The 18,741-nt window shown below is 47.9% G+C and carries 18 protein-coding genes; 10 read left to right on the top strand and 8 right to left on the bottom strand.

The window, feature by feature from the left end:
* Positions 1–16 precede the first annotated feature (16 nt).
* Both IM638_04830 and IM638_04825 read left to right on the top strand, forming a co-directional pair.
* The gene (locus IM638_04830; GenBank protein ID MCA6362338.1) at positions 17–328 is read left to right on the top strand and encodes a tetratricopeptide repeat protein; all 312 of its coding nucleotides are present in this window, start codon (positions 17–19) and stop codon (positions 326–328) included.
* Positions 329–335: 7 nt separating this feature from the next.
* Positions 336–683 carry a hypothetical protein gene (locus IM638_04825; GenBank protein MCA6362337.1) on the top strand — a complete coding sequence of 116 codons (348 nt, stop codon included), beginning with the start codon at positions 336–338 and terminating at the stop codon, positions 681–683.
* Positions 684–872: 189 nt separating this feature from the next.
* Here IM638_04825 and IM638_04820 read toward each other — a convergent pair whose 3' ends face one another.
* The 3 genes from IM638_04820 to IM638_04810 are packed head-to-tail and all read right to left on the bottom strand — an operon-like array spanning position 873 to position 3,873.
* Positions 873–1,922: a M42 family metallopeptidase gene (locus tag IM638_04820; GenBank protein ID MCA6362336.1), complete on the bottom strand. Its 1,050-nt coding sequence runs from the start codon at positions 1,920–1,922 to the stop codon at positions 873–875.
* A gap of 38 nt (positions 1,923–1,960) precedes the next feature.
* Positions 1,961–3,424 (bottom strand): pyruvate kinase, encoded by a 1,464-nt coding sequence (pyk, locus tag IM638_04815; protein ID MCA6362335.1) that lies wholly within the window; start codon positions 3,422–3,424, stop codon positions 1,961–1,963.
* A gap of 29 nt (positions 3,425–3,453) precedes the next feature.
* Positions 3,454–3,873, bottom strand: coding sequence for an IPExxxVDY family protein (locus tag IM638_04810; GenBank protein MCA6362334.1), 420 nt, complete (start codon positions 3,871–3,873; stop codon positions 3,454–3,456).
* Positions 3,874–4,172: 299 nt separating this feature from the next.
* Here IM638_04810 and IM638_04805 point away from each other — a divergent pair, with 299 nt between their 5' ends.
* Positions 4,173–4,907, top strand: coding sequence for a T9SS type A sorting domain-containing protein (locus IM638_04805; protein ID MCA6362333.1), 735 nt, complete (start codon positions 4,173–4,175; stop codon positions 4,905–4,907).
* A 285-nt stretch (positions 4,908–5,192) separates the two neighbouring features.
* On the opposite strand, the gene IM638_04800 is transcribed toward IM638_04805, so the two are convergent.
* From IM638_04800 to IM638_04780, 5 genes are all read right to left on the bottom strand, one after another.
* Entirely contained in the window at positions 5,193–6,149 is a 957-nt protein-coding gene (locus tag IM638_04800; GenBank protein MCA6362332.1) for a hypothetical protein, read from the bottom strand.
* 240 nt (positions 6,150–6,389) lie between these two features.
* On the bottom strand, positions 6,390–7,130 hold the full coding sequence (locus IM638_04795) for a hypothetical protein (GenBank protein ID MCA6362331.1): 741 nt from the start codon (positions 7,128–7,130) through the stop codon (positions 6,390–6,392).
* A 12-nt stretch (positions 7,131–7,142) separates the two neighbouring features.
* Entirely contained in the window at positions 7,143–8,201 is a 1,059-nt protein-coding gene (locus IM638_04790) for a DUF4917 family protein (protein MCA6362330.1), read from the bottom strand.
* 110 nt (positions 8,202–8,311) lie between these two features.
* Complete coding sequence (locus tag IM638_04785; protein MCA6362329.1) at positions 8,312–9,013, bottom strand: hypothetical protein; 702 nt, start codon at positions 9,011–9,013, stop codon at positions 8,312–8,314.
* A 14-nt stretch (positions 9,014–9,027) separates the two neighbouring features.
* Positions 9,028–10,203, bottom strand: coding sequence for a hypothetical protein (locus IM638_04780; GenBank protein MCA6362328.1), 1,176 nt, complete (start codon positions 10,201–10,203; stop codon positions 9,028–9,030).
* A gap of 255 nt (positions 10,204–10,458) precedes the next feature.
* Between IM638_04780 and IM638_04775 the strand changes: the two genes are divergently transcribed.
* The 7 genes from IM638_04775 to IM638_04745 all read left to right on the top strand — a co-directional run bounded on the left by IM638_04775 (position 10,459) and on the right by IM638_04745 (position 18,735).
* A complete protein-coding gene (locus IM638_04775) occupies positions 10,459–11,994 on the top strand; it encodes a hypothetical protein (protein MCA6362327.1) in 1,536 nt (511 codons plus the stop codon).
* An 8-nt stretch (positions 11,995–12,002) separates the two neighbouring features.
* Positions 12,003–12,479, top strand: a complete 477-nt coding sequence (locus IM638_04770; protein MCA6362326.1) for a gliding motility lipoprotein GldH — start codon at positions 12,003–12,005, stop codon at positions 12,477–12,479.
* Positions 12,480–12,537: 58 nt separating this feature from the next.
* Positions 12,538–13,476, top strand: a complete 939-nt coding sequence (locus IM638_04765) for an alkaline phosphatase family protein (GenBank protein ID MCA6362325.1) — start codon at positions 12,538–12,540, stop codon at positions 13,474–13,476.
* Between the two features lie 115 nt (positions 13,477–13,591).
* A complete protein-coding gene (locus tag IM638_04760; GenBank protein MCA6362324.1) occupies positions 13,592–14,653 on the top strand; it encodes a DUF4386 domain-containing protein in 1,062 nt (353 codons plus the stop codon).
* 33 nt (positions 14,654–14,686) lie between these two features.
* Positions 14,687–15,604, top strand: coding sequence for an NAD(P)-dependent alcohol dehydrogenase (locus tag IM638_04755; GenBank protein ID MCA6362323.1), 918 nt, complete (start codon positions 14,687–14,689; stop codon positions 15,602–15,604).
* Positions 15,605–15,772: 168 nt separating this feature from the next.
* Complete coding sequence (locus IM638_04750; GenBank protein MCA6362322.1) at positions 15,773–18,001, top strand: transglycosylase domain-containing protein; 2,229 nt, start codon at positions 15,773–15,775, stop codon at positions 17,999–18,001.
* A 23-nt stretch (positions 18,002–18,024) separates the two neighbouring features.
* Entirely contained in the window at positions 18,025–18,735 is a 711-nt protein-coding gene (locus tag IM638_04745; protein MCA6362321.1) for a CoA transferase subunit A, read from the top strand.
* Positions 18,736–18,741 lie beyond the last annotated feature (6 nt).

Raw genomic sequence — 18,741 nt, 5'->3', positions numbered from 1 at the left:
CGCTTACCTTTACCCCATGAGCCGCCTTGCCCAACTGCAATCTATGCTGGCCGAAGAACCCGGCGATGCTTTTCTGCGCTACGCCATTGCCGTAGAGCTTGCCGCCGCCGGGCAGCGCACCCAGGCCATTGCGCAGGTGCAGCAACTCCTTGCCGACAGGCCCGACTACCTCGGCGCTTACTACCAGCTCGGGCAGTGGCTTGAGCAGGAAAACAAAACGGCCGAAGCCCTGCACACCTATCACCTCGGCGCCCAACTGGCCCGCCAAACCGGCAACCGCAAAACCCTCGGCGAACTGAACGAAGCCATCTGGCTGCTTGAAGACTAACCTGCACATGCGCACACTCCCTCTGCTTTTTCTGCTGCTGCTTGCCGCCTGCTCCGATAACGATTCGCTCATTACCGGCACCTGGACGCTGCAGCAGGAAACCACCTCCGTAGGCACACCCATTGCCACCGCGCGCGGCACACTCGCGCTTGATGCCGCCGGTGCCTACGTGCTTAAAGACAACGGCACTTCCACCGGCAAATGGTACCTGCTCAAACACCGCGAAACTGACCAGCGCGCCCTGCGGCTCGATGCGTCTGAAGGCGTGTTCAATATTTACTCGGTGGATACGCTAACGGCTACGCGCCTTGTGCTGCGCACGGGTTTCGGGCGGCGTATGGTGTATGTGAAATAACATGTTTGCATGCACAACAAAGCCCGGCACAATCGTTGCGCCGGGCTTTTTTATTGGGTAAGGGGCAGTTCTAAAAACGGCAAAGATTGAGGCGGGCACAGGAACCAAAACCGCAGTTTACTTGTGTAAATGAGGATTTTGGCGACAAGCCAAACGAAGAGATTTGGCGTTTTTAGAGTTGCCCTTATGTTATTTAAACGACCAGTCGTAAGTGCTTATTTCCTCCACACACTTTGTAAGCAGCTGTATGGAATGCGCAATATCATCTTTATTGCACATTTCAATTACCTGATGGATGTGGCGTGTGGGAATAGACACCGCACCGGCAATGGCGCCGCCGGCATTGTAACGCTGTATGCCTGCCGTATCGGTTCCGCCGGCGGGCAGCAGTTCCATCTGATACGGAATCTTGTGCTTCTCGGCGGTTTGCCGCATAAACGCCACCATGCGGTAATCGCATATCGTTGACGAGTCCATGATCTTGATGGCTGTGCCTTTGCCAAGCTCGGTTACACGCTCGTGCTCTTTCGAGCCGGGCACATCAAATGCAATGGTCGTATCGAGCCCGAAACCAAAATCGGGATTAATAGCCAGCGCCGATGCCTGCACACCACGCAAACCAACTTCTTCCTGCACGGTAAACACGGCATACGTATCGTAAGCAGGCTTTTTAAGCGTGCGCAGCATTTCAATCAGTATGTACACCGACACGCGGTTGTCCAACGATTTGCAGTTTACGCAGTTGCCCATTTCAATCAGCGCACGCTCACGCGTTACCGTGTCGCCCACGCGCACAAGTTTCTCCACTTCCTTTTTGGGCAGGCCCAGGTCAATAAAGTAATCGCCAATGGGCACTACTTTATTGCGCTCTTCGGGACTCATCATGTGTATGGGTTTTGAGCCCATTACACCAATTACATCTTTGCGGCCGTGTACAATTACGCGCTGTGCGGTAAGTGTTTTCGGGTCGAAACCGCCCAGCGGAATAAAATGCAGGAAGCCGCGGTCGTCTATGCTGGTGACAATGAAACCGATCTCGTCCATGTGTGCGGCAATCATTACTTTTTTTGCGCTGCTTTTTCCTTTGCGCAGTGCGGTAATGTTGCCCATGTTGTCGATGCTTATTTCATCGGCATGCTTTTTTATTTCGCGCAGTACAAGTTCGCGGACGCGCTGTTCATGTCCGGGTGCACCCGGTGTTTCGCAGATGGTGCCGAGCAGGGCAGTATTTACTTTCATGGTATGCGTAAATGTGTGGTATGTGGCGGTGTGCCGGGTTATTCAACAATGCTGAGTTTAATCATGTTCGATTTGCCTTTCTCACTCAGCGGAATGCTGGCGGTGTTAATGATGTAATCATCTTTCACCACAAGACCTTCTTTTTTGAGAATAAATTTGATGTCGGCAATGGTGTGGTCGGTGCTTATGTTTTTGTCGTAGTAAAAACCGCGCACGCCCCATACTAAGCTGAGCTGGGTGAGAATGCTGTAGTTGTCGGTAAACACAAAAATGCTGGCGCGGGGACGGTAGCTCGAAATACGGAACGCCGTGTAGCCCGATTGTGTCATGGTAATAATGGCTGCCGCATTGGTGTGGCGCGCCAGCTGCGACGAGGCGTAGCAGATGTGGTCAGACACATAGCGTTCGTCGGAGCTGAACAGGGGCGGGCGTTCGCCGTAGTAAAGCGTGTGTTCTTCTTCTACCTGTGCAATAATTTTCGACATGGCTTCCACCACTTTGTGCGGGTGTTTGCCTACTGATGTTTCGCCGCTCAGCATCACGGCATCGGCGCCGTCCATAACCGAGTTGGCCACGTCGTTTACTTCGGCGCGGCTGGGCGAAATATTGGTAATCATGCTCTCCATCATTTGTGTGGCAATAATTACCGGCTTGGAAGCCTCCAGGCATTTGCGCACCAGCATTTTCTGAATCACCGGCACACGCTGCATGGGCACTTCCACGCCCAGATCGCCGCGCGCCACCATTATCGCATCGGTTTCGCGGATAATGTTGTCGATGTCGCTCACCGCTTCGGGCTTTTCAATTTTGGCAATTACGCGCGCCTTGCTGGCCGGATCAATGTTGCGGATAATGTGCTTGAGTTCGATAATATCCGCACCCGAACGCACAAACGAAAGCCCGATCCAGTCGAACTGCTGCTGCAGCGCAAATTCCAGATCCTGCAAATCCTTCGGCGTCAGACACGGCAGCGAAATTTTGGTGTTGGGCAGGTTCACGCCTTTTTTCGACGAGAGGATGCCGCCGTGCATCACCTGCGCTTTTACTTCGTCGGTGTTGTTGGTTGACACCACACGCAGCACCAGCTTTCCGTCGTCGATGAGGATGTTTTCATCCACTTTCACATCTTTCGGAAACTGCGGGTACGTGATATATACTTTCTCGGCCGTGCCGGTCATTTCGTGGGTGGTGAAGGTGAGTATTTGTCCTTCCTTAATTTCCACGCCGTTGTTTTCTACCACGCCAATGCGCAGCTTGGGGCCCTGCAGATCGCCGAGAATGGCAATGTGTGTGCCGAGTTTGCGGTTTACTTCGCGGATGTGTTTCACTACTGCGGCCACATCATCGTACTTGCCGTGCGAGAAGTTGATGCGGAATACATCGGCACCTGCGCGGGCCATTTCTTCAAGCATTTCGGGCGTGGACGAGGCCGGGCCCAGTGTAGCTACAATTTTTGTGCGGTTAAACTGAATGCGTTGTGTTTCGTTTGTTTGAGTTGGCATAATAGAGTATGATTCGATAAATGTGTTATTCAGAATAAAAGGTTCTGCCGCGATTTCAGTTCGGCCGGCACCAATGGAAAGGCCAGCAGCACAAACGGAATGCCGCGCAGGGCGGTAAGCATGTGTTCCTCGTCGCTGCGGCCGAAAGGGCCTTTTGCCACAAAGAAATAATCGGCCTGATGCTGCTCCGGCACAAGCAGCCCGCGGTCGCCCCGGTTGGCCACAATAAAGCAGGCCGTGTCGTTGTCTGTATTCTCGTGCATATACAGCAGGAATTTCGATTCCGGGTCGCCTTTCTTCAGGGCAATGGACAATGGTTCGGTAAGTACCATATCCAGCAGCAATGCCTTGTTTACAGCCCAGCAAAGCCGGTACGGTTTTTCGTGACAGGAAATTCCGGTCAGGATGAAATCGTAATCGTAGTCTATATCAAGCCTGAATTTGCCCATGCAGACAGGTAAAGATACGGGGCTTTTGGGGTTTTGGGGGGAATTTGCACAGAAATTAACGGAAGGATAAGGTATTTTGGAATGCCGGAAGGATTTGGTTTCTAGCCCGGGGTGCAGTGGAAATGCAGTTTCGGGCAGCATGTTTTTTCTGTTGCGGTGCTGCATTGGAGCGGAACACCGGAGCCATACGGTTTTTTAATGAATCAGCCGGTTCGCTCCAAATTTTGATTTTCTGAAAAATTGCGCGCATCCTTTTTGCAGCCGCGATAGTTGTTTTACCTTCCGGCAAAATTTACCCCATGAAACACATTTTCCTGCTTTTTGCTGTGCTTACGTTGTTGCCGCCGGGCAGCAGGGCCTGCACGTGTGCGCCAAATTCGCCCGATAATTATTGCCTTACACTAAGCACCGATACCACCATACGCACCGTGATTATGGCCGAAAAAGTATCGGATTATCACTATGGTATGTATGTGCGTGTAATTTCCGTGCTCAGCGGCCTCACACCGCCCGACACGCTGCTTGTGTGGGGCGATCACGGCGGGCTTTGCCGGGTGTACACCGCCTCGTTCGGCAATGGCGATACGCTTATTCTCGCCCTTCAGCAGTGCGATACGTTCGGCAATGTAATGGTCAATCCGCAATACCCGCCCAATCTGGAGTCGGCAACAGATTATCAGCTTTCCTTTTGCGGCGTGTATGGGTTGCGGGTGAATAACGGGTATGTGCAGGGGCCGGTTACCAGCAGCAGCCTGCAAACGTATCCGCTGGGCGTGTTTCTGGCCAACAGTTGCCTCACGCTTTCAAACGGTGCTGCGCACACGGCTGCGTTGCCTGCGCTTTATCCCAATCCGGCGTGCGATGTAATCCGCATTCGTAATTTGCCGGCGGGTGAAGTGGTGCGTGTGTATTCGGCGGCGGGGCAGTTGGTGTTGGTGGCTGATGCTTCGGGGGAAATTGGGGTGGGGGAGTTGGTGGATGGGGTTTATTTTGTGCGGTGTGGAAATGCTGTGATGCGGTTTGTGAAATTGTAAACGCGATTGTGACGTAAAAAAGACCGGAGCGGGTGTTTTGATTTTTTGTGCAAAAATGAATTGCAAAAAGCGGAACTTCGTGTTTCGGCAAAAAAAGAGTTTTGCTGCTTCGTTTAGCTTAGTTGTGTTCGCTCGTTTTTGATTTGTATGTTGTGGGGCATCTTACGCTTGCCTGTGATGTTCTGCAGATAATCGCATTTTTTGCTAAGTTGAATTTACGCATTTGAACCTAACCCACAATAAATTGCAAGTAGCTGCTATCATAGGTTGCCATCCGCACACAGGTTATAGATTTTCATTTAGAAAGTCCTCAATCGTCTTATGAGTCGTAATATTTATTTTATAATCTCTTTCGACGTCTTGGTACAATTTTGATTTATTACGACACATCCCTAATAGTTTTGCTTTTTTGACCAAGTTGATGGAAAGGGTATCAGTGAGGTTGTTCTTGTCATAACCGAAGCCAACGAATAAAACTTTTTCATACGTGTCGAGTTGTGGTTTATTTGCAATGTTGTTTCGCTCGCCAATTAACATAATTTTTTTGAAGCAGTCTTTCATTTTGTCTGTGACGTCATTGTTGTCCTCAAAAGGAACGTCTGCGAGTGAACCAATGCGACCGTAGATATATTCGATGTTTTGAAGATGATTTAAGTCTTCGTTGTAAGTTTTCTTTATCGCTTTACACGATAAATACTCAAACAGTCTTTCGTAATTGAACGAGATCACTCGAAATTTTTTTTGAATATCGTCATAACTCCAACCTCTTGAATGTAAAAGAGTAAATAAATGGTCTACCCATGTGTCAGCCTTAATGTGTCCAGAAGAATTTATTTTTCGTATATAAGCGTTTTCCTGTCCTTTTAGATGGTAAGCAATGCAATGTTTTGCAAGATTGGTTATATCTGTATTGTTATTGAACTTATCGGAAATTAAATTGTCAACTGAAATTTGCGTAACAGTTCCTGTTCCAACATCATTGTAATAATATTCTTGAACATAAGCCCAAAGTTCTACTTTAAGTTTGTCAATTGTTTTGTCGAAGGCATTGATGTTAGGCTTAAATATCCTGAATGCTTCATTTATCATCGGAGAAATATATGGACATTCTTTCTCGTGCGTTTTTTTCTTTGTCGTAATTAAATGAACGTCGATTAAATTAGCTAGTTGTATTCCGGAAGGGAAGGAGCTATGAATACTCATGCTTGTCCCCGCGCCAATTATCAATAAAGTCTTTGTCATGATTTATTCTGTCCGGATGGTTTCTTAAAGCGGTTTTGCATCTACTCAAAGGACGAGACTTTTATCAATAAAATAAATTCGGACAACAGCACTTTTGTTTTGCACTAATGTATCTGCTAAGTAGGAAGTCCAGCCTTTTGGCTAGTTGCTGTTATAGCCAGTGTTTTTTTTTCGTCAACTGCGATATCCATTGTCAACATTAAGTTTTTATGTCATTGTAGTGTTGGTGGGGAATTTGATTTATGTATTATTCTCATTCGCTTTTTTTGTATGTAATTTTAAGTATTCTTCCGCTTGATGATGTAACTTTCTCATTAGCGTTGGAATTATGTCAAGGAAACGGTATGAAATCATGAGTACATACATTCCAATAATTAGAATTACCATAGCTGTTATGTATAACAACCAGCCGAACTCAGGAATTGAAAAAAAGTAAATAGTTATTGCTAACATCATTCTAAAGGACATAGTGAAGTTGGCCTCTAGATTTTGTTTTGGCTCTTTCAGGCTTTTTTCAATTTCTTCAAATGCTTCAGGTGTAATGTGGTTTCTCAATTCCTGATACATTTCAAGCATTGTTTTTTTTGTCAATTTAACAGGACTTACATATTTTGAAACTTTGTTTATTTCATTTAAACGTGCATCAATTTTTTCTTTTTTGAATTGGTATTGCAGAATTTCTCTAGTTATTTTAATTGTCTTAAAATGATTTAACGCAACGAAAAATGTTAAAGATATAAATTGTGTCAAGATATAAACAACAAAAAAAATACTTAACGGAATGAAAAAATTACCTTTAACGAAAAAGTTTAAAATGCCTTTGTAATCATTATAGTTGAGCCAAGTATAATTTCCGTAAAACTTTTCATAAACGAATGAGGCAATGCTGATGTTAAAAAGCAAATTTAGTCCCCTACGAAGCTTAGGATAAACGGATTTCCCCTTTAAATAATCACCAGCTATGATAAATATTTCGTTCATTTAATTGTTCAATTAACTCCAAACATTTACAGTTCTTGCATCGTACAAACGAACGGGAACTTTGAATTTCTTTTCTATTGATTTTATATGTTTCAAATCTGCGTCTGAATATACGCCGATATATACACTCGCAAGAAATGGGAGCCATTTTTCGTTTTCGTCTTTACGTTTCTTTGCTGCTTTGTTTATTGCTGCAATAATGTGTTCGTCATAATTGCCGAAGCCAAAACCATAACAAATCAGCGAACCACCAATTGTACTAAGGCTTTCGTAACAATTAGCTAAATACTTATTGTGAACAATATGGGAAAGTTTTTCATTGCCATTCCCAGCCGTTACGAAAATCGGATATTCCTTTTTCTCCATTCGGGTCTTAATGTTTTCTAATAAAAAATGTTCGTTTGTGTATTCTTCTTTGATTATATCTATACCTGTATCGAATAATTGCAATGCACCATGTAAGTAGTGAACAGTTTGTATGCTTTTGTATTTGCCCCAACGGAGTTCAGAGTATTGTCTTTCATCTTCTTGAATCCAATTGTCACTTTCCTCCACATCCCGGCCAAATCCATCAATAGCATTTTCTATTTCATTTCGCATTAACACCCAATATAAAAGCAAATCGTAATTTGTTGTAAAAATTTGTCCTCCCCCTGCAAGAAAAGAATATAGAAATGCTGCACAGGATTTGCTTTTTTCTTCTGGAACTGAAAAAACGTGTTCAGGATGCAATTCTTTAATAGCATCAATTAGGCTTTCTTTAAGAGCTTCAGTTGCGTTTCTGATATTCTGAACAACCTTTCTGTCTGCTCCAAAAACTTCTGCAATTTGTGCCACATTATCCAATTGTTCCATCAACAATTCAAAGTTGCTGGTTTTGATTATCTGAAATAGCTTTTGCAGAATATCGTTGTCAAGGTTTTCTAAAAATTTGCTTAGAGCATTGTATGAAAAAATGCCCGAATCATAAGACATACTAAAACCATTGCCAAGCAATAAGTGTTTCTGTCGTTTCTTTGCATTAAGCGACTTTATTACTTCGTCATAGGTATATATTTTATCTATGCTCATTTTATTGAATGGATTCGTGACGTGGTTGTTGATATTCAAATTTCGAATCGGTCAGTCGTATTGTGTAATTCGTTATACCATTGTTATAGCAGTATTTGCAGTAGTACATTTTATTCTGGCTGTCCTTCCGTAGTTTTATTGCCATTAGAAAACGTTCTTCTATAAAATTTAACGTTACGATGTCCAAATCTTCCTCGTCCATGTCCAAAATACATTGCTCCTGTAAAATATAAAGTGACAAGAATGCCAGCCCAAATTTGAAACTCAATATTTTGGGGGGTTGTATAATTAAAAGTCACATGCTCGAACAAATATTTGCCTGATAGGATTACCCAAATGCAAACAATAAATCGGCTAACAATGTCATTAATTTTGGAAACCGAAAAAGTCTTTTTCTCTGTAACAATTTTATATAGTGGTCCTGTAATCTCATTTTCTAACATGTCTACATGAATCTCCCAATGACGTTGCCAAGTCTTGCTTCCTTGGTTAATAAATGTCCATGCAAGTGAAGTAATAAAACCGATGCAAGTAACAAAAAATAGAACTTGGGGGTTAGTTTTGTAAGCGTTTGATCCAAGAACAGAAAAATATCCGGCAAAAGAGGCAACTTGAAATGCCCAAAAATAGTTTGTTCGCTTCCAATAATTATCGATTTCAAAGTTCTTAGCTTGCCACGCCTGCCTATATGCTACCTCGATTTCCTCCTTCTTGCGTCCCTTAACAAATATTTTTAAGTACTCTTCCTCGGATATTTCTGTCATTACAGATTCATCCTTTTTGTATAAAAAAGAAAAAATTGATTTAATCATTTTAGCTAATTATTTTAAAGTTCGACATCAGGGTGTGCTTTCTTCCATTGATTTTCTGCTTCAATCAAATCTTTGTGCCAATCCCAAAGATCCTCCAATCTTTTTATATCAGAAGGAATTGGATTGGATTCGCTAAACGCCTCATCAATTGAAATTGGCAAATTATGTTGGTGATAGCTTTCAAAGGTTCGTCTTGGATTATATGCAAGAGATGATTTGAAGTAATCTGTGCTATAGTCGTAATGATGGGAATGAATAAATCCTTCCCAAGATTTAATTGCAGCATCCTCCGCCTTTATATCAATTATTTCAAATTGCTCCATATTTCTCTTATTTGCTGTTCCATATGCGTCATTCATAAGTGTGATTGCTTCTACATCAGTTTTGGGAGCTCCGTAACCAAATATTGTAACTCGTTTAGTACTTTCAGATTGGAGCCAGTATTTCACACGTTCCCATTCCATTTTAATAAACTCGTTTTGGTTATAGTTTTTTTGTTCTACAGGATATAGCAGTTTTGTCGGTTCGAATACTCCTCCTTCTCGTCTTGCTTGGTATCCAACGGGCCCGCATCTTTTGTCTTCTGTACTATATCCAATCGCAACATTGCCATGCAGAAACGAAAGCCTAGGCATGTCCGCAATTTTTTTGTTTCTGCAAAATGCTTGATACAAGAGCGGATCCCAGTTAAATGTAGCAATCAAATCCCTAGGCCTTAATGATAAAACGAGGTAGTCATATATTGTAGCCTCGTCTGGAAGTTGCATTTCACTAAAGTAGCTATAGACTCTTTTTTCAACTTCAATTATAGCATCAGAATTAGGATTGTCTTTATGAAGTTTACTGTATAATTCTTCAAAATTTTTTGCTTGCAAATTCTCTGGTAATGATTCAACAATATCATTTAAACCTACGATTTCAACAAAATTCTCCATTGATGGAAGTTGTTTCCCACCAAGTTCAGGATTTCGGAATGTTGAAGCAATACTAGCACCAGCTCCCAGTATTACAACATGTCCACCCCCTCCGTAAACTGTTTTAATTCTATCTTCTCTTGTTAATGGCATAATTTTATATTGTATTAGCATTCTCTCAACTCTCAAATATAGTATTACCACTAAATATGGTCTCTGTTTGTTTAAAAAAATAAATATAAGACATACATCACAATATTGCAAAAGATATATCATATACATATTTTATGTAAAACAAACACTCTGAAAACAGATATACCAAATACGCACGTACAGCGAGCGTGAATTGATAAACCCACCTATCAAAAATCAGCTAAGCCCCCCCAAACCCCAAAAATCCCCCCAAAACCCCCACCGCTCACAAAAACCCCTATTTTTGCAAATTACCCTTACATACTACACAATAAAATCATAACCAGACCAGCCTCCTGCGCAAGCAGGCCGGGCTGTCACAATATACCAACGCGCACTATGGGATGTGGCGGATGTTCAAGCGGACGGGGTTGCAGCACGGGTACACCGGCGGGTTGCCGGAATAACGGATCGTGCGGCACGGGCGGCTGCAACAAGCTGAATGTGTTTGACTGGCTGGCCAATATGGAACTGCCGGGCGGTCAGCAGGCGTTTGAAGGGGTTGAAATCCGCTTCAAAAACAGCCGGAAGGAGTTTTTCCGCAACGTAACCGGCCACAGCCTTGCCGTGGGCGATGTGGTGGCGGTGGAAGCCTCGCCGGGGCACGATATAGGCACGGTGTCGCTTACGGGCGAACTGGTGCGCACGCAAATGGCGCGGCGCGGGCTGAAGGCCGAGGTGACCGAACTCAAAAAGATTTACCGCAAGGCCAAGCCGGCCGATATTGAGAAATGGCTTGAGGCACAGGCGCTTGAAAAGCCTACGATGGTGCGCTCACGCGTGATGGCCTCGGAGCTGGGGCTGGAAATGAAAATTGGCGATGTGGAATACCAGGGCGATAAGTCGAAAGCCATTTTCTACTACACGGCCGAAGACCGCGTGGATTTCCGCGAACTGATCCGCATTATGGCCGATGAGTTCCGCATACGCATTGAAATGAAGCAGATAGGCGCGCGGCAGGAAGCAGCCCGCCTTGGCGGCATTGGCACCTGCGGGCGCGAACTCTGCTGCTCCACCTGGCTTACCGATTTCCGCTCCGTAACCACCAGCGCCGCCCGCTACCAGCAGCTTTCACTCAATCCGCTGAAACTGGCCGGGCAATGCGGCAAACTGAAATGCTGCCTCAACTACGAGCTGGACACCTACATGGACGCGCTCAAGCATTTCCCCGATTCGGTGGACATTGAAACCGCACGCGGGCGCGCACGCCACCAGAAAACCGACATTTTCAAAGGCCTCATCTGGTACACCTTTTTTGATGAGCCCGATAAATTTATTCCCGTGCCGGTGAGCCGGGTGAAGGAAATTCTTGCCCTCAACAAAAACGGCGAAAAGCCCGAAGTACTGGTAGAAGCCGCCGCCAGCGAGCCGCGCAAGAAAGAGCCCGACTTCGAAAACGTGGTAGGGCAGGACAGCCTCACCCGTTTCGACCGCAGCAAGGGCAACAACAAGAAGAAAAAGAAAAAAGGCGGCGACGACCGTTTGCCGCAGGCGCAGAAGCAGGGCAATGCCCCGCAACAGCAGCAGCAGCAAGGTCAGCAACAACGCAAGCCGCAGGGCCAGCAAAACCAGCCTCGTAAAGCGCAGGAGCCGCGCGGGCCCAAGCCGCCGCAGCAAAATCAGCAGCCGCGCCAGAATCAGCAAGGGCAGCAGGGTAACACGAATGCGCCGCAGCAAAATCAGCAGCAGCGCAACCAGCCCAAGCCACCCCAGCAAAACCAGCCTCCGCAGCAAAACAAGCCGGGCGGACAGCAAAACAACAACCGCCGCAACGACAACCGCCGTGGCGGCAACAACCGCAACAACCGGGGCGGCAGTCCGCAGGGGCCGCCACCACCGCCTCCGCCACCCTCGGCGCCGCCGCCGTTTATCTGATGCGCACCATGAAACCCGCATACCTCCTTACCGCCGCGTTTGCCCTGCTGCTGCTTGTGGTGGCCGGCTGCGACAGCGCACGCCTGTTTGAAGAAAACCGCGAAATAGAAAACAGCTCCTGGAACATGAACCAGAAGCTGAAGTTTGATTTCGACATTGCCGATACGCAAACGCCCTACAACCTCTACTTCAACCTGCGGCATACCGACGATTATCCCTTCTCCAACATCTACGTGTTTTTTCACACCACCATGCCCGGCGGCCAAACCAGCACCGATACGGTTGAGTTTCAGCTGGCCAATCCGCAAACCGGCACCTGGCTGGGCAAAGGGCAGGGCGAGCTGCACGACTGCCAGATGCGTTTCCGCTCAGGGATGAAGTTTGCCAAAGCGGGCCACTACAGCCTTGAAATTGAACAAGCCATGCGCACCGAAAACCTCGACGGCATTAAGGATGCCGGTTTCCGCATTGAGCGGGCGCAGTAAGGCATTTCTTTTGGTGGCGATTTACAACCAGTTTGCGCCGGGTTGTTAACTTTGGGTTATGCCCGCAATACGCACCCTGCTTTTTTTACTTGCCATTGTTTTTTGCTGTTCCACCTGCAAGGAAGATATTCCGGCCTTTGAAGGCAAAACAAAGCGTGTAATTATTATTCTGGTTGATGGTCCGCGCTGGAGCGAAACCTGGGGCGATAGTTTGCGGCAATACATTCCCTACCGCACACTCATGGCGCAGCAGGGCGTGCTGCTAACCAATTTCCGCAACGAAGGCTTTACCTACACCAATGCCGGCCACACGGCCATTATAAACGGCGGGCACTGGCAAATAGACAACAGCGGACAGGAGCTGCCGCCCGTGCCGGGGCTGTTTCAGTATTACCGCAAAACCTTTTCGGCACCGGCTGATAAAGTGTGGTTAGTGGCCTCGAAAGACAAGCTGCACATACTTACCGATTGTCAGGACCCGGCCTGGCAGGGCCGCTACCGGCCGAGTTTTGATGTGGGCTACAGCGGCGCAGGCACCGGCTACCGGCCCGATTCAATTACCCACGCCCGCGCACTCGATGTACTGCGCACCCATCATCCCGACCTGATGATGATAAGCTACCGCGAGCCTGATTACACCGGGCACACCAACAACTGGACAAATTATCTGGCGCAGGTGCGCATTACCGATCAGTACGTATGGCAGATTTTTCAGGCCATACAAAGCGATCCGTACTACGCCGGCAATACGGCGGTGTTTGTAACCAACGATCATGGCCGGCATCTGGACGGGGTGAGCAGCGGTTTTGGCGGCCACGGCGATGCGTGCGAGGGTTGCCGGAAAATAGAACTCCTTGCCATTGGTCCCGATTTCAAAACAGGCGTGGAGCTCAACACCTTCGGCGATCAGCGCGATCTTTGCCGCACCACGGCTTACCTGCTGGGCATGCCCATGCCTACGGCGCAGGGTAAAGTAATGAATGTGCTGTTTAAGTAGGAAGTAACCGCCGTTTACGCAGAAATTTTTTGGTAAGATGCATTTCTTACCCAAAGTCAATGCGCACCGTTTTTTGCACGACTAGTTTTGCAGTATCAAATTGATGGCAAAACGAATGAATGCAAAACAAATTTTCTGTAGTGCGTGTGTGCTGTTGATACTGCTTTCGCTGCTTGCCTCGTGCAGTATTGAGAAGCGGCGCTATTTTAAAGGTTATCATGTAATGCGGTCGCACACACCGCAGGCAGGCCGTTTTAAGCCGCATCCCGACACCTTTCCCGATACTGTGCTTAAAGCCGTGCAACCCGCACAGGAAGCTGTGCCCGCAGCAAGGCACACGCACCATGCCGCACCGGCGCGCACGCCTACACATACGCGTATGCAGCGCACGCACACCACACCATCAGCACACCGCACGGCAACGCGCACGCACACCGCACAAAAAGCGCATTGGCTGAAAAAACGCAGCCAGACCACTGCGGCGAAAAAGCGGGAGCCGCTCACAAAGAGACAGCTTGCGCTAATTATCGGTGTGAGTTTGCTGCTCATGGCGGTGGCCGCTGCAATTGCAGCACCGCCTTTAGCGGCCCTGTTTGTGGCCGGCAATCAGGCTTTAACGGCCGCAAATGTGGCCGCCGCATTTGGTCAGTTTGCAACAGCGCGTGTGAGCTGGGTGCTGATCTTTGTGCTTGATGTGGTAACGGCAGCGGCCATGCGGCGCTACTATAAAAAAGAGCGCCCCAAACTGAGCGGACTCACTGCACTTTTGCGCTTGCTGTACGGCGCTTTTCTTTTGGCGGGAATTGCAAGTCTGTTTTCAGTTACCCAAACGGCTTCGGCAGCTGCGGTGTATAACGGACTGTTTGCGTTTAATACAATCTGGAATGCGGGGTTGATTATTTTCGGCATTCACCTGATTATGCTGGGGCTGATGTTTCACAATGAGGGCGGAAAGAAATGGGTGAATGTGCTGATTAAAACACTGCTCATCATTGCCGGTATCGGTTACATTCTTACTTCCGGTGCTGCATTGTTATTTACCGGAACCGGAGCGGTGTTTGCCTCAATTCAACTCATTCTGGTTGTGCCCATGATTTGCGGGGAAGTGTTTTATGCGCTTTGGAAACTGATTAAAGGCGGAAAAGCAAACACGCAATCCGAATCAACCCCAAATTAATTTTAATAATTAAATAAGATGAGCAGCGAAAAAATGACAGCGGTAATCTGTACCGCTTACGGAAAACCCGAAGTGCTGAAGCTGGCGCAGGTGAGCAGGCCCGCTGTAAAAACCGGTGAAATATTAGTAAAAATTATTGCCACCGCCGTAAATTCGGGCGATGTGCGAGTGCGGGCAATGGATGCAAACTGGTGGCAGCGTGTGCTGATGCGTTTGATAATAGGTATAAACAAACCCCGAAAGCCGGTTTTAGGTACGGTGTATGCCGGGGTGGTGATGGCAACCGGTGAAGGAGTAACTGAATTTGCAGTGGGCGATGAGGTTTACGGGTTAACCGGTTTCGGCTTTGGCACGTATGCCGAATATATAAGTGTAAAAGCAAAAGGCACCGTGCTGCACAAACCGGTAAATGCTTCGTTTGAAGAAGCGGCTGCAATTTTGTTTGGCGGACAAACAGCGGTTTACTTTTTGCAGCAGGCAGGCATTGAAAAGCGCGCCGGACAAAAAGTAATGATTTACGGCGCATCGGGTGCGGTGGGTGTGGCGGCGGTGCAAATAGCCGGCTATTACAACGCCGAAGTGACCGCAGTGTGCAGCACGGCGAATGCGGCACTGCTGCAAAGCATCGGTGCGGGTAAGGTGGTGTGTTACGACAAAACGAATATTTCGCACGGTGCAGGCCGTTTTGATCTGGTGTTTGATGCCGTAGGTAAACTGCCGGCCGAGCAGGGTAAAAAACTGCTTCGTGCAGGCGGGCTCTTTAAATCGGTGGCCGGCGGCGATTATGCCAGAGAAAGCCGCGCACAGCTTGAACTACTGCGCAAACTGTTTGAAGGCGGGCATTTGAAAGCGGTGATCGACAAAACGTATCCGCTCAGTGAGGCCGTGCAGGCGCATGTGTATGTGGATGCCGGGCACAAAAAAGGCAATGTGGTGCTCAAAGTGGCATAAACGTAAACCTCACAGTTATCAGCCGCATACACACATTTGCAAACGAATTGCCGGCAACTGTGCAGGGCTGTTTCAACACCCCTTGAAATTGCTTACTTTTGAGCCGCTATGGCCAAAAAAACCACTGCCGGTTCCACCGAAAAAACAGGAGCAAATCCGCACCGCCGGATGCTGCGCTGGTTCTGGATTATTTTCATTAGTCCGTTTGCTGCGCTGTTTCTGCTGCTCATCAGTCTTATTCTCTTTTCTGATCTTCCCGATGTGGAAGAGCTGCAAAACCCCGAAAGCAATCAGGCTACGGTTATTCTGGCTTCCGACGGCAGTGAGGTGGGGCGTTTTTACGCCGAAAACCGCGTAAATATCAACTACGGCGAAATTGACAAGGACGTGATCAATGCGCTCATTGCTACTGAAGACGTGCGCTTTGAAGCACATTCAGGCATTGACAGCCGCAGTTTGGGGCGTGTGCTTGTAAAATCGTTGCTCAGCGGCGATCGTCGTTCGGGCGGCGGTTCAACCATTACACAACAGCTTGCCAAAATGCAGTTTCACAAAGCCGATTATTCGAGCGCCGTGAAACGCGGCATGCAGAAGTTTAAAGAGTGGATTATTGCCGTGCGTCTTGAGCGGCTTTACACCAAAGAAGAAATTCTCACCCTTTACCTCAACAAATTCGATTACACCTACAACGCCGTAGGCATCAAGTCGGCCGCCAAAGTATATTTCAACACCACTGCCGACTCGCTTAAAATTGAAGAGGCCGCCATGCTGGTAGGCATGTGTCAGAATCCCTCGCTTTTCAATCCTATCAGCCGCCCCGATACGGCTAAGTTCCGCCGCAACGTGGTGCTGGCACAAATGCGCAACGCCGGCCACATTACCGCTGCGCAGTACGATTCGCTTTCCAAACTTCCGCTCAAAGTAACGTTCCGTCCCGAAAGCCACAAGGAAGGCCCCGCACCGTATTTCCGCGAATACCTGCGCAACAATTTCATGAAGAAATGGTGCAAGGAACATTTACGCCCCGATAACAAGCCCTACGATCTTTACCGCGACGGACTGCGCATTTACACCACCATCAATCCGGCCATGCAGAAACACGCCGAAGCTGCCGTTAGCGAGCACATGGCCGATTTGCAGGGACGTTTCGACAAGTCGCTGAAGAAGAAAAAGAATGCGCCGTTCAGCTACCGTGTCACGCAGAAGGAGATTGACCAGATTCTCACTTCGGGCATGAAACGCAGCGAGCGTTACCGCAAACTCAAGGAAGCCAAAGCCTCCGAAGCAGAGATCGAAAAAGCATTTCACACGAAAACAAACATGACGGTGTTTTCGTGGCGCGGCGATATTGATACGGTGATGACACCGATGGATTCCATCCGTTACTACAAAGGCTTTTTACAGGCCGGCTTTATGGCCATGGAGCCGCAAACCGGCTACGTGCGCGCCTGGGTGGGCGGCATCAACTTCCGTCACTTCCAGTACGACCACGTAAAGGAAGGCCGCCGTCAGGTAGGTTCTACCTTCAAGCCGTTTGTGTATGCGCTGGCCATTCAGGAAGGCTGGTCGCCGTGCGATCAGATTCCGAACGTGCGCACCTGCATCGACCACAATGGCCGCGAGTGGTGTCCTGATAATTCAGACAACAAGCTGAACGGGCAAATGCTTACCATGCGCAAAGCATTAGCCAACTCGGTAAACTATGTGACCGCGTACATCATGAAGCAGTTTGGTCCGCAGGCCGTGGTGAGTTTTGCGCAAAGTGTGGGCATTACTTCGCCGCTTGATCCTGTGCCTTCGCTTTGTTTGGGAACGGCTGATATTTCGGTATTTGAAATGGTGGGCGCCAACAGCACATTTGCCAACAAAGGCACATGGATTGAGCCCACATTCATTACCCGCATCGAAGACAAAAACGGCAAAGTGCTTGAAGAGTTTATTCCGAAGAGCCGCGAAGTACTGCGCGAAGAAAAAGCCTACCTGATGATTAATCTCATGCAGGGCGTTGTACTTGGCGGTACAGCCGGCCGCCTGCGCGGGCGCTATAAACTTACCAACGCCATTGCAGGCAAAACCGGCACCACGCAAAACAACTCCGACGGCTGGTTTATCGGTCTCACACCCGAACTTGCGGCCGGCGCATGGGTAGGTGCCGAAGACCGCAGCGTACACTTCGACAACACCAGCGAAGGGCAGGGCGCAAGTATGGCGCTGCCTATCTGGGGCTTGTTCTTCCAGAAAGTGTATGCCGATAAAACACTGAAAGTATCGAAAGGCGAATTCCCGAAACCACGCGGAAAAATACACCTTGATCTCGATTGCTCGAAGTACGAGAAAGATGAAGATCCGATTTTCGATACCGGATTTGATGATCCGCTTTTTGGCGATGATTTATAACCACAGCAAACAGAAAAGAACCTATGAATAAAGTAGTATCCGGAGCCGATGAGGCCGTGCGTGATATTGAAAACGGAGCCACCCTCATGCTGGGTGGTTTCGGGCTTTGCGGCATTCCCGAAAACTGCATTGATGCGCTCGTGCGCAAAGGTGTAAGCGGGCTCACCTGCATTTCGAACAATGCCGGGGTGGATGATTTTGGCATTGGCCTGATGCTGAAAACGCGTCAGGTGAAAAAAATGATTTCGTCGTATGTAGGCGAAAACGCCGAGTTTGAAAACCAGCTGCTGAGTGGTGTGCTTGAGGTGGATCTTATTCCGCAGGGCACGCTGGCCACGCGTTGCATGGCTGCAAAGTACGGTATGCCTGCCGTATGGGTAAAAGCCGGCTTTGGTACCGAAGTGGCCGAAGGCAAGGAAACACGCCGCTTTACGTTTCAGGGCGAAGAAGGCAACTACCTGCTTGAACCCGCTTTTCATGCTGATTTCTCGATTGTGAAAGCGTGGAAAGGCGACCGGTTCGGCAATCTTGTATTCCGCAAAACAGCACGCAACTTCAACGACCCGATGGCAGGCGCTGCAAAAATTACCATTGCCGAAGTAGAAGAATTGGTAGAGCCGGGCGAAATTGATCCCGACCACATTCACATTCCCGGCATTTTTGTGCAGCGCATTTTCAAAGGAAACAATTACGAGAAACGCATCGAACAACGCACCGTTCGTAAGCGCGGATAAATAACT

The sequence above is a fragment of the Bacteroidota bacterium genome (assembly GCA_020402865.1).
In the GTDB taxonomy this organism is placed as follows: Bacteria; Bacteroidota; Bacteroidia; order Palsa-965; family Palsa-965.
The sequence above is the reverse complement of the archived record's forward strand: the minus strand, read 5'-3'. Positions and strand labels throughout refer to the sequence as shown.

Bases quoted from the DNA above. Each gene is read 5' to 3' on its own strand.
- IM638_04830 (MCA6362338.1), top strand. From the start codon at position 17: ATGAGCCGCCTTGCCCAACTGCAATCTATGCTGGCCGAAGAACCCGGC.
- IM638_04825 (MCA6362337.1), top strand. From the start codon at position 336: ATGCGCACACTCCCTCTGCTTTTTCTGCTGCTGCTTGCCGCCTGCTCC.
- IM638_04820 (MCA6362336.1), bottom strand. From the start codon at position 1,922: ATGAAAGTAAATACTGCCCTGCTCGGCACCATCTGCGAAACACCGGGT.
- pyk (MCA6362335.1), bottom strand. From the start codon at position 3,424: ATGCCAACTCAAACAAACGAAACACAACGCATTCAGTTTAACCGCACA.
- IM638_04810 (MCA6362334.1), bottom strand. From the start codon at position 3,873: ATGGGCAAATTCAGGCTTGATATAGACTACGATTACGATTTCATCCTG.
- IM638_04805 (MCA6362333.1), top strand. From the start codon at position 4,173: ATGAAACACATTTTCCTGCTTTTTGCTGTGCTTACGTTGTTGCCGCCG.
- IM638_04800 (MCA6362332.1), bottom strand. From the start codon at position 6,149: ATGACAAAGACTTTATTGATAATTGGCGCGGGGACAAGCATGAGTATT.
- IM638_04795 (MCA6362331.1), bottom strand. From the start codon at position 7,130: ATGAACGAAATATTTATCATAGCTGGTGATTATTTAAAGGGGAAATCC.
- IM638_04790 (MCA6362330.1), bottom strand. From the start codon at position 8,201: ATGAGCATAGATAAAATATATACCTATGACGAAGTAATAAAGTCGCTT.
- IM638_04785 (MCA6362329.1), bottom strand. From the start codon at position 9,013: ATGATTAAATCAATTTTTTCTTTTTTATACAAAAAGGATGAATCTGTA.
- IM638_04780 (MCA6362328.1), bottom strand. From the start codon at position 10,203: ATGATATATCTTTTGCAATATTGTGATGTATGTCTTATATTTATTTTT.
- IM638_04775 (MCA6362327.1), top strand. From the start codon at position 10,459: ATGGGATGTGGCGGATGTTCAAGCGGACGGGGTTGCAGCACGGGTACA.
- IM638_04770 (MCA6362326.1), top strand. From the start codon at position 12,003: ATGAAACCCGCATACCTCCTTACCGCCGCGTTTGCCCTGCTGCTGCTT.
- IM638_04765 (MCA6362325.1), top strand. From the start codon at position 12,538: ATGCCCGCAATACGCACCCTGCTTTTTTTACTTGCCATTGTTTTTTGC.
- IM638_04760 (MCA6362324.1), top strand. From the start codon at position 13,592: ATGAATGCAAAACAAATTTTCTGTAGTGCGTGTGTGCTGTTGATACTG.
- IM638_04755 (MCA6362323.1), top strand. From the start codon at position 14,687: ATGACAGCGGTAATCTGTACCGCTTACGGAAAACCCGAAGTGCTGAAG.
- IM638_04750 (MCA6362322.1), top strand. From the start codon at position 15,773: ATGCTGCGCTGGTTCTGGATTATTTTCATTAGTCCGTTTGCTGCGCTG.
- IM638_04745 (MCA6362321.1), top strand. From the start codon at position 18,025: ATGAATAAAGTAGTATCCGGAGCCGATGAGGCCGTGCGTGATATTGAA.